General features: G+C 68.5%; 6 protein-coding genes and 3 pseudogenes. 6 read left to right on the top strand and 3 right to left on the bottom strand.

Annotation, left to right across the window (positions count from 1 at the left end; all coding sequences use genetic code 11):
• Nucleotides 1–570 precede the first annotated feature (570 nt).
• Entirely contained in the window at nucleotides 571–792 is a 222-nt protein-coding gene (locus tag HCC78_RS35055) for a transposase (protein WP_172332503.1), read from the top strand.
• A 613-nt stretch (nucleotides 793–1405) separates the two neighbouring features.
• On the opposite strand, the gene HCC78_RS30465 is transcribed toward HCC78_RS35055, so the two are convergent.
• A complete protein-coding gene (locus HCC78_RS30465; RefSeq protein WP_172332504.1) occupies nucleotides 1406–2011 on the bottom strand; it encodes a GcrA family cell cycle regulator in 606 nt (201 codons plus the stop codon).
• 155 nt (nucleotides 2012–2166) lie between these two features.
• On the opposite strand from HCC78_RS30465, the gene HCC78_RS30470 reads away from it, so the two are divergent.
• The 4 genes from HCC78_RS30470 (at nucleotide 2167) to HCC78_RS30485 (ending at nucleotide 6946) form a co-directional block, all read left to right on the top strand.
• A complete protein-coding gene (locus tag HCC78_RS30470) occupies nucleotides 2167–2970 on the top strand; it encodes an ABC transporter permease (RefSeq protein ID WP_253949444.1) in 804 nt (267 codons plus the stop codon).
• A 259-nt stretch (nucleotides 2971–3229) separates the two neighbouring features.
• The gene (locus HCC78_RS30475) at nucleotides 3230–4417 is read left to right on the top strand and encodes an aspartate aminotransferase family protein (protein ID WP_172332505.1); all 1188 of its coding nucleotides are present in this window, start codon (nucleotides 3230–3232) and stop codon (nucleotides 4415–4417) included.
• Between the two features lie 11 nt (nucleotides 4418–4428).
• Complete coding sequence (argF, locus tag HCC78_RS30480; protein WP_172332506.1) at nucleotides 4429–5355, top strand: ornithine carbamoyltransferase; 927 nt, start codon at nucleotides 4429–4431, stop codon at nucleotides 5353–5355.
• A 532-nt stretch (nucleotides 5356–5887) separates the two neighbouring features.
• Nucleotides 5888–6946, top strand: coding sequence for a hypothetical protein (locus tag HCC78_RS30485; protein WP_172332507.1), 1059 nt, complete (start codon nucleotides 5888–5890; stop codon nucleotides 6944–6946).
• Between the two features lie 671 nt (nucleotides 6947–7617).
• Here HCC78_RS30485 and HCC78_RS34230 read toward each other — a convergent pair.
• Both HCC78_RS34230 and HCC78_RS35060 read right to left on the bottom strand, forming a co-directional pair.
• Nucleotides 7618–8523: pseudogene (locus HCC78_RS34230) on the bottom strand (transposase); the annotation flags it as partial.
• Nucleotides 8524–8628: 105 nt separating this feature from the next.
• Nucleotides 8629–8772 (bottom strand): annotated as a pseudogene (locus HCC78_RS35060) (IS5/IS1182 family transposase); the annotation flags it as partial.
• Between the two features lie 95 nt (nucleotides 8773–8867).
• On the opposite strand from HCC78_RS35060, the pseudogene HCC78_RS30500 reads away from it, so the two are divergent.
• Nucleotides 8868–9338, top strand: a pseudogene (locus HCC78_RS30500) (IS256 family transposase); the annotation flags it as partial.
• Between the last annotated feature and the right edge of the window lie 50 nt (nucleotides 9339–9388).

The raw sequence follows: 9388 nt of genomic DNA on the forward strand, positions 1-9388 counted from the left end.
GCAAATGTACGGCCGGGCTGGTGTCGCAACGCTGAAGGCGAGGATCACCGCGATGCCATAGGCAAAGGCCTGCATCAAAATTGAGTCAGAGCCACTTTTCAATGCTGAGCCACGCGATGCGCTGGCCGACGCGGAAGGCGTGCGGGTCCAGCGTTCCTCCGTCGCCAATCTGCTGTCCCGGCTCGGGTTCACATGCAAAAAGTCTCTGGTGGCCGCCGAACAGTGCCGTGCCGTGCCGAGGCAAGGCAACAGCGCGCCGACTGGCTCAGATATCGGCGTCCGGCCATTGCGGACTTGGCTGATCGCGTCGTGTTCATTGATGAAAATGCGGTGAGGACCACTCTGACGGGCCTGCGCGGGCGGGATAAGCGGGGCCACCGGTTGACGATGGATTCACCCTTCGGCAGTTGAGGAACACAGACGCTGATCACGGGCCTCACCCAGGCCGCCCTGATCGCGCCTTGGGTCATCAAGGGCGCGATGGATGGCCCGGCATTCGCTGCCTGCGTCCGAAATGTGCTCGTCAAGGAAATCGCTCCGGCACTGCCTTCGGCCCGCTCAATCTGATCAATGGCGTACGGGGCCTCACTCCTCGACAACCTGGCGACACATCGCAGCAAGGAAGCCACGCAGGCCCTGCGCGGGCATGGCTGCTGGTTCCGCGACCTGCCGCCATTCTCGCCTGGCCTGAACCCCATCGAGCAGGCGTTCTCGAAGCTGAAAAGCCCACCTTCGGAAAATCGGGGCGGGAACCTTCGCCGCGGTTTTCGAGGCCATCGGCACAATTTGTAACCTGTACGAACCATCCGAATGATGGAACGACTTAAAGGCAGCCGGATATGTCGCAAGTTAAAACCGAACCGCTCCAGAGCCGCCTTTCCGGCCGAGTTGCTGCGGTCTTCCGCTCCCGCCGCGGCGGGAGTTCGGCCGCGCAACGGCCCCAAGCGGCCGGTTTCCGCCATGCGACGGCCAGGCTGCCGTCGACCGGCCGGCGCTTCCTTGAAAGCCACCCAGCTGGCCTGCGCTTGCGGGAGGGAAAGGCCGACCCAATCGGAATCGGCCCGCCGTGCTCGCGGACGTCCCGCAGCCTTGAGGTGCCGCTCGTCCCATCTGGTCCCGGCCGGGGGCGGGAGACTGCTGCGCGCATGGGCGCCGGGAGATCAGCCGGCAGGCTGCCGCCGACACCGGGCTGGAGCCGGACAAAGGGTGCGGAACGGCCCGCAATCCGAGGTGCCGGGGCGCAAGACGGAGCCGGTGCCGCGTCCTGCGGTTGCAGGTTCTGCCATTTTCCAAGGGAGTTCTGCCGGAACGGGGGCGGCCGGGGCAGGTGCTTCGCGGCGCCGCCGCGATGGGTCTGCCCCGCTCCGGGGATGGCTCTGCCCGCGGCGGGGCAGGGCCTGCCAGTTCAGCGGCGGCGGTCGCGGCGGCTGGACATCGGCTGGAAGGCGACGCCGACATGGGCCTCGCAATAGGGCTTGCCCTGCTGCACGGGGTGGCCGCAGAACCAGAAATCATCCGTCGCCGGATCGCCGATCGGCCATTTGCAGGTCCGTTCGGTCAGTTCCATCAGGGTCAGGCGCTTGGCCTTCTTCTCGGCCTCGCGCTGGGTGGCCAGCGCTTCGGGGCTGACTTCGTTGGCGGAGGGCTGCGGCGGCAGCGGCTGGCCGGCGGGCACGATCGGCTTGCGTGCCGCGGGCACGGCGATCTTCACCGAGGTCACCGGCTCGCGCGGTTTCGGCGGCTCGGCTTCGATCTTGGGTTCCGCCACGGGCGCGGCGGCTTTGGGTGCTTCCATCTTGGGGGCCTCGGTAACCTGGGCTTCGACCGGCTTTGCTTCGGGCTTGGGAGGCGTGCCAGCGCCGCCGGTTCGGTTGGACAGTCCCAGACGGTGGACCTTGCCGATCACGGCATTGCGCGTCACCCCGCCGAGCGCCTTGGCGATCTGGCTCGCGCTCTGGCCCTCCGACCACATCTTCTTCAAGAGCTCGACGCGTTCTTCGGTCCAGGACATCCGTGGTTCCACTTCTGGTTCAGCGACGGCCGGTGCGGTTCCGGCCCGGTCCGGCGGCATGTTTCGCCGGAAGCCCCTATCATATCGTTTCGATGGCGGGTATCAACCCGCGCGACCGATCGGGGCCGCGCCACTATCTAAGGGAGCCGGGAGCCATGGACAATAGCCAGCAGATGGGAACCCGCCGCTTCGGGCGGATCAACTGGCTCGGGATGGCCACTTTGGCCGAGCGGGAGACCAGGCGGTTCATGGCGGTGTGGTCCCAGACGGTGATGGCGCCGCTGATCACCGCGGTGCTGTTTCTCGCCGTCTTCGGCCTGGCGCTGGGGACGCGGCGCGGCGAGGTGATGGGCGTGCCCTTCCTCAATTTCATCGCGCCGGGCATCCTGATGATGTCGGTGATCCAGAACGCCTTCGCCAATACCTCGTCCTCGATCCTCGTCGCCAAGGTGCAGGGCAACATCGTCGACACGCTGATGCCGCCGATTTCCGCAGGCGAGATGCTGGTGGGCTACCTGGCCGGGGCGCTGGCGCGGGGGCTCCTGGTGTCGCTGCCCGTGCTCGCGCTGATGACGGCCTATCTCGGCACCGGGCTGGCGCATCCGCTGTGGCTGGCGCTGGTGCTGGTGATGGGGTCGGTGCTGATGGGCAGCCTCGGCATCGTCGGCGCGATCTACGCGCAGAAATTCGACCAGATGTCGGTGATCTCCAACTTCGTCATCACGCCGCTGACCTTCCTGTCGGGCACCTTCTATTCCATCGAGGTTCTGCCGCCGGCGATGCGGGCGCTGTGCCACGTCAACCCGATCTTCTACCTGATCGACGGCGCGCGATACGCGATCCTCGGCGTCTCCGACAGCTCGCCCTGGATCGGGCTGGGCGTCTGCGCCGCCGCCTCGGCCGGGCTCTGCGCGCTGTGCTGGTACTGGTTCCGCATCGGCCACCGGCTGAAGCCCTGAGCGCGGCCGGCCGCCCGCGCGATGCCGGAATGTCGCGCGGGAAGCCTCTGGATCGGCGCGGGAAACTCGTGTAGACGCCGCGTCATGACCGGACCGACTCCCTCCCTGCGCGCCCTGCGCGCCCTGCGCCGAAGCCGACGCGCCAGCGTCTGAGCCGTCCTGTCCGGATGCAGGGCAAAACGTCCCCGCATTCCCCTCTCCCATTGACAGTTTCAACGCCCTCGGGCACCCCTTGGGCTTCCTCTAGAGGACCACGACCATGATCCCGTCCGTTCTGCCGACCTATTCGCGCCTCCCGCTGTCCTTCGTCTCCGGCGAAGGCTCCTGGCTGGTGGAGGCCGACGGTCGCCGATTCCTCGACATGGGGGCGGGGATCGCGGTGAACGCGCTCGGCCATGCCGCGCCGGAACTGGTCGAGGCGCTGACCGAGCAGGCCTCGAAGCTCTGGCACGTGTCGAACCTCTACACCATTCCGCAGCAGCAGGCGCTGGCCGACAAGCTGGTCGAGCTGACCTTCGCCGACACGGTGTTCTTCACCAACTCGGGCACCGAGGCGGCCGAGCTCGCCATCAAGATGGCGCGGAAATACCATTACGAGAAGGGCGCGCCGCGGGCGCAGATCGTCGCCATGGAGGGCGCCTTCCACGGCCGCTCCACCGGCGCCATCGCGATGGCGGGCGGCGACAAGATGGTGAAGGGATTCGGCCCGCTGATGCCGGGCTTCACCCATGTGCCCTTCGGCGACCACGAGGCGCTGAAGGCGGCCGTCACCGAGGAGACCGCCGCGGTCATCGTCGAGCCGATCCAGGGCGAGGGCGGCATCCGCGTCCTGCCGGATGTCTGCCTGAAGGGCCTGCGCGCGCTCTGCGACAAGGTCGGGGCGCTCCTGATCTTCGACGAGGTGCAATGCGGCATGGGCCGGACCGGGCGGCTCTTCGCGCATGAATACGCGGGCGTGACGCCCGACATCATGATGTCGGCCAAGGGCATCGGCGGCGGCTTCCCGCTGGGCGCGGTGCTGGCGACGGAAGACGCGGCCTCGGGCATGAAGGCGGGCACCCATGGCTCGACCTATGGCGGCAACCCGCTGGGCTGCGCCATCGGGCTGAAGGTGACGGACGTCATTTCCGACCCGGCCTTCCTGGCGGAGGTGAACCGCAAGGCGGGCCTGCTGCGCCAGGGGCTGGAGGGGCTCGTCGCCTCGCATCCCGGGATCTTCGAGGAGGTGCGCGGCACCGGCCTGATGATCGGCCTGAAATGCAAGGTCGCCCCGGCGGAGGTCGTGGCGGCAGCGCAGGCCGAAGAGCTGCTGACCGTTCCGGCAGCCGACAACGTGGTGCGGCTTCTGCCCGCGCTGAACATCCCCGACGGGGACATTGCAGAGGCTCTTGCCCGGCTCGACCGGGCGGCCGGCGCGCTGGCCAAGGAGAAGGCCGCAAGCGCCTGAGGTTTTTAACGATGAATCACTTCCTGGACATCCACAAGACGTCCCCCGATGACCTGCGGTCGATCCTCGACCAGGCGGCGGCGATGAAATCCGCGCGGAAGGGGCTGCCGAAAGGCACCCCCGATGCCGAGCAGCCGCTGGCCGGCCGCATGGTTGCGCTGATCTTCGAGAAGCCTTCCACCCGCACCCGCGTCTCCTTCGACGTCGGCACGCGCCAGATGGGCGGACAGACCATGGTGCTGACCGGCTCCGAGATGCAGCTGGGCCATGGCGAAAGCATCGCCGACACCGCCCGCGTGCTCAGCCGCTATGTCGACCTGATCATGATCCGCACCTTTGGCGAGGAGACCCTGCTGGAACTGGCCGAGCACGCGACCGTGCCGGTGATCAACGGGCTGACCAACCGCAGCCATCCCTGCCAGATCATGGCCGACCTGCAGACCTTCGAGGAGCATCGCGGCCCGATCGCGGGCAAGAAGGTCGTGTGGACCGGCGACGGCAACAATGTCTGCGCCTCCTTCATCCATGCCGCCCAGCAATTCGGCTTCGATTTCGTCTTCTCCGGCCCCGAGACGCTGGATCCGGACGAACGCTATGTCGCCGAGGCGCGGGCCAAGGGCGCGAGCATCTCGATCGAGCGCGACCCGGCCAAGGCGGTCGAGGGCGCCGACCTGATCGTCGCCGATACCTGGGTGTCGATGCATGACGGCGACGAGACCCGAGAGCGGCGCCACAACCTGCTGGCGCCCTACCAGGTCAATGGCGAGCTGATGGCCAAGGCCGGGGAACAGGCGCTGTTCATGCATTGCCTGCCGGCGCATCGCGGCGAGGAAGTCACCGACGAGGTGATGGACGGCCCGCAATCGGTGATCTTCGACGAGGCCGAGAACCGCCTGCATGCGCAGAAGGCCGTGATGCGCTGGTGCCTCGGGCTCTGAGCCCGCGGCGGCGGCCCGCCTGACGGAAACCGGTCTTTCCTGGTGCCGAGCCGGTCCGGGCCATGCGCCCGGCCAGCTTGAGAAATGCGCGCAAGACGGGGTCTGCAGCTGGTCCCGGTGCCCGGCGCGGCCTTCGCGCCGGTCCGCCGCAGGCGTCAAGCGATCCGGCGTCTCGCTGCAGGAAAGAACGGGCGCAGCCCGCGGAGATCCGGCAGTGCCTCGCAGTTCCGTGCCGGAGAGGGCCGCACCCAGGGTGCATTCGGCGGTGCACGTCTCCCTGCAGGTCCCGACGGCTGCCTCCCTTCGGGTCCCGGCAGGGCAGAGTCGCGCAGCTCTGCAGCCGCGGCAGGCTGCTCGTTTTTGGCGGCGCGTCGTGCACTCCGGAACCCCGCGACGTGGATGCCGCGGCCGGGATTCGCTGCTGCGGGCTGCAGGGGGCGGCGAAGCAGCTCGGGCTGCGGAGCGCGGGGATGCGGCGGAAGGAAGTCCCGGCGGGCGGCTGTCTTCCTTCCGGAGATGCTCAGCGCCAAGCGTGGATGCCAAGTTCTTCCCCACCATCCCGGAGGATGCGCGCGGTCCGCCACGGTCCGGCAAATGCGGCCGCCCGCCTTTCGGTGCCTTCCCGGGGTTCCGCATGCTTGGGCTGCGGAGCCTGCCCGGGCTGAGCATGGAGGCAACCGGGCGCTTGGTCCGTGACGGCCTGGGCTGGCAGTCCTGCGGTCTCGATCTCGGTCTGCCCGGCCCGGTGCCGGATAGCAACATGCTGCGGGAGCGTCGAAACCGTTGCGCAGGCGGAGCCGCGAAAGTTCCCGAACCGCGGGGCGCTGGTCAATGCCGGGCGCCCGGCGCGCTGTTCCAGCGGCTGGACCTGGCGATCAACGCGGCAGGGGTCATCCTCGCGCTGCGGGCAGACCACAGACGGTTGCCAGCGGTCCGCACGGCAATGGCGATGCTGGTTGCATCGCCGGGGCAGCGGAACAGCAATGGCGGGAAGGCGGCTGTCAGGGAGGGCATTCTGGCAGCCGACATCTGGCCGAAAACGCTCTCGGAGGCCGAGAGAAAAGGCTTCGATGCGCGCTGCACAGCCAAGCAGAACCGGGCAAAACCGGCCGTCGGTGGCTGCGCCCGGATCGACATCGCGATCCCGGTCTTTGGCTGCAAGTCCCATGTCAGCGTCGGCAGGATGCAAGGCATCATCTGCCGCCTGGCCACCACCGATGCCGCGGCCCATGGGGGTGCGTGCCTGCAGGACCGGACAGCAGATGCGGGGCGCGAAGTCCGGGCTGGCACACGTACCGGTCGGCGGAAAACGAGAGGTGGCGGAAAGCCGCTGGCATGGCCAGCCGGTGCATCTCCACTTGCCGGGGAGCATGCCGATTCCGGTCAGATCCCAGCGGGCGAACGGGCGAACGGGCGGAAATCGCGGCGGCGCTCGCACGTGGCGCATGTCTTCTCCTGCCAGAAGGACCGGATGGCACTGGCGGTCCGCACCATCGGCTTGGCGCGGGCGAAGGCGCCGGTTGCTCTGGCCGCGATGGTCCGGAACAAGGGCAGGCTGTGCTGGCCGGTTGGCAGCGGGCGGCACGCCTGAACAGCACGTCTGCCCAGCGGCCGACATCTTCGCGAAATGGCCGGCTGCGATGAGGCCGCGGCCAGCCGCGCGCGGTCAAAGCGCAATCAGCGTCGCGAAGGCCGTGCTTCCGGAGGTCTCCAACGACCCGACCTGTCTGCAGGGCCATGCCCTCCAGGTCGGCGGGCTGGCCGAGTGCGCTGTGGCGGCGGCGGATCGGCCACCGAGGGACCACGGGGCGCGGCTGGCGAGCCTGATGCGCGCGGTCCTTCCTGACTTGGCAATAGGGCATTTCTTCGGTGCCCGGCAGGCCGGGGCGGAGGCACGGCCTGCCGCTGACGATCGCGCCGGCAGGCACGCGGCAGAGGTTGGCCGCGAGGCGCTGCCGAAGCCTTGCGCGCTCCCGCGCGGAGGGGTTGCGCGACTTGGGTAGGGGACGGCGGGCAATGCCCTTCGGTCGGCGCGCCCGTCAAAATGCCGTGTACTGCCCGGCGGAATGGAGCAGGCCGCCTTCCGCGGGGATCGGGCGGCCTTCACCGAATCCGGTGCTGGTCTTGCCAGCCTCGCGCTTGGCAGGATCGACAGCGGGAAAGGGCGGCTGCGGCTTCGGGCCCGGGAACGGGGAGGATGTAGACGGCATTGCCGCAGAAGTCTGCGTAGGGACGTGACGCCCCTTTCCCCAGCTGCGGTGAGGCCACGGGTTCGATTCCGTCGGTGCCGAGGGCGTCGAAGCGCTTCATGAAGGAGCGGCAAGCGCCAGCGGTCCGAGCGCAGCCGCGACCGAAGCGGATGTGGATTTCGGCTGTCTGGTGGCCGGGGTCTCCCGAGGCAATCCGTTCGCCGGGGGACTTGAGCTCCCTCATCCTCGCCGCGATCCCGCTGCGGGCATGGCAGCCGGACCATCGTTTCCAGAGTGAGCCGGAACCGTGGCGCCATGGGCGCCGCGAAAGTCCGCCGGAGGGCCCGGCCCAGGCGCCGGGTTGCCCGCAGGATGTCGTTGCGCGCAAGCGCGGCCGGACAGCTTTCCTTCCGGAAACGTCCGTTCCTGCGGATCGGAGCGAGGGCATGACTGCCGCCGTTGGAAGGAATGCCCGAGCCCCTGTTCTCCCGCGCCCCAGGATCGCGGCATGGCCCGCCGGGTGCCGATCTACTCGTCCTCCGGGATCCGGGCGAGCAGTTCGGGAAGGACAGGGCTGTCGCCCTTGCGGCTGGAGGCGAACTCGACCGTCCGGATGTCAACCGGCGCCGTGTCCATGGACAGTCGGACCTTGCGGTGCTGGCGGCGGCGGCGCGTGCCATGCTTTCCGGCCGACAACGCATTCATCGGGCTTTCGCCGCCCGCCGGCGCCACGGTCCCTCTTCATTGACCGAGAAACTTGATGCCGGTTCTGTCGGCGAGGAGGTTGAGCAGACCGTGAGCCCGGCGCGGCGAAAGCTCGACCGTGATCGTCTTCCGTCGGCGGCTGAGTGTAGAGAAGTCCGGGACCGGCCAGTCCAGCCATGCCATATCGAGGACGCTGGCGACCATGACGGTCGCATGACGGAGCGGCCGGCCGAAGAGCACCTTGATAATCGGGCAGAACTGGATGGCACTCGTCGGGCAGGGCCCCGCCCGTCCGGCCCTCAGATTCTGGCCGGGAGGACTTGCCACTTGCGCGGACCGGTCTGCAGTCCCCCGGACCGTCTGCCGATCCTCCCCATTCGGACAACACGGGCAAACGCCCGGGCCTGCCTGCCTTCGGTAGAAGCCAATCCATGTCCCGATTCAGCCAGGCAAGCCGCGATCCCCGCAGCTTTGGCGCGGCGGTCGTGTCCCGGAAGTGGTGGAATTTGGATGGCGGCGCAATCTCCGGGTGAACGGAGACCCACCCAACCGGCGGTGCCAACCGCCGTGGAGAGTGAGGGCCTGCCTGCCGCCGGTCCGAAGGCAGGCCCGAACGCTATGGCCGAGATCAACGACGCTGCGAGCTTTGCGCTACTGGCCGACGAGGCCGGGTTCGACCCGATCGAGGATCGCCTTCGTGCGAACGTCCGCGCCACCATCGAAGCGATGTTCGAGGTGGAACCCGAGGCCTTCATCGGGCGCTGCCGCTATGGCCGCAGAGACGGGGTGCAGAAAGGATGCCGCCACGGGCACCCGAAGGGCAGATCGCTGGCACCTCCGGCACCGAAACGGTGCGGGTTCTGCGCGCCTAGATCGAAGAATTTGTCCGTCAAGCGATCGATCCGGGAGATCGATCGCAGGGAGAATGCGGGAAAGGACACCGAGTGGCGGAACACGGTGCTGCCGCGCTGCTGGCGCTTGACCAGAAAGGCCGAGGCGCTGATTGCGGCGGCCTACCTGGCGGAGGCCAACACGCGCCGGGTGACGCGGGCGCTGTTCGGCCTGTTCGAAGGGGCCGCCAGCAAGGAATGAGCGCCTGCGCGCCACCGGTCCGAGCGCAGGCGCGAATGGCAGCCGGG

Origin of the sequence: Mangrovicoccus sp. HB161399 (genome assembly GCF_013184745.1) — a bacterium.
Taxonomy (GTDB): Bacteria; Pseudomonadota; Alphaproteobacteria; order Rhodobacterales; family Rhodobacteraceae; genus Mangrovicoccus.